Origin of the sequence: Nocardia amamiensis NBRC 102102, from assembly GCF_001612745.1 — a bacterium.
In the GTDB taxonomy this organism is placed as follows: Bacteria; Actinomycetota; Actinomycetes; order Mycobacteriales; family Mycobacteriaceae; genus Nocardia; species Nocardia amamiensis.
On record NZ_BDBA01000166.1, the window covers coordinates 1 to 966 of the forward strand.

At 68.2% G+C, this 966-nt stretch carries 1 protein-coding gene; it reads left to right on the plus strand.

All coding sequences use genetic code 11. The features are described from left to right. The first annotated feature begins 190 nt into the window (after positions 1–190). Positions 191–748 (plus strand): hypothetical protein, encoded by a 558-nt coding sequence (locus tag NA4_RS27130; RefSeq protein WP_067476020.1) that lies wholly within the window; start codon positions 191–193, stop codon positions 746–748. The last annotated feature ends 218 nt before the right edge of the window (positions 749–966 follow it).

The following is a 966-nucleotide window of genomic DNA, read 5'->3' on the forward strand; positions in this document are numbered from 1 at the left end:
GCGGCTACACCGTGTGCAAGCCGCAGGCCCGCTGGTGCCAGTGAGCGACCAGCAGGCGCACTCGCTCGCAGCATCACCCACATTCTCGGACTGATCTTACCGCTACATAGCGGCACATTACTTGAAACATCATCATTCCCCAGGCCCGATTCCGTCGACGGCCGGGACAGCGCATGAAAGAGAAGCATCAATGAGCAAGATCAGAGGCCTACGCCGGGCGTCCGCGTGTACTGACAAGCGGAGCGCGACGGCACGGACGCTCACCCTGCTGGCGGCGGCAGTGGTGGCGGCGGGCGGCCTGAGCCTCGGCGCGGGCACCGCCGAGGCTCAGGGCGCTGCCTGCCTGTGGGCCGGTGGCGCCTACGGCCAGGGCACGACGGTCGTGGCAGGCGGCTGGAACTTCCTCTGCGGCACCGACGGTCGCGGCGCTCCGTACTGGCACACGTCCTCCTGGCACCGCGCGGACGCGCGGCGGGCGAGCACCGTCCCCAACCCGGGCGCGTACACCAACCCCGCCGGCCTGTTCAGTGCAGGCGCACGCCAATTCGGCACCGACTACAACGATTACTGCGTCGGCAACCAGCTCATCGAGGGCTCCGAGGACGTGTACCAGGTGATCGCGGACGGACGCGGCGGGCTGTACTGGAAAGCCGCCGGACCGATCCACCAGTGGGCGTTCGATCCCGGCACCGGGCCGCGGCCGTCCTGGCGGTCATCGGGCATGTGCCATGACGGCTCCCTGATCTGACCGCACCCGAATAGCGCGCAATAACGCCCGTAACCGCCGCGACGGTTACGGGCGTTATTGCGTCGGTGCGGGCTACGAGAGCTGCGGACATTCAACGCACGCGCGGCAAGCGAGACGGCGCAGCCGATCAACACCCACGTTTCGCTCCCAGCGCGACCACACCGGCCCCACCTTGATTTTCGAGCGGAGCGAGACCGAGCATTGCCCGTTCGCGGCCC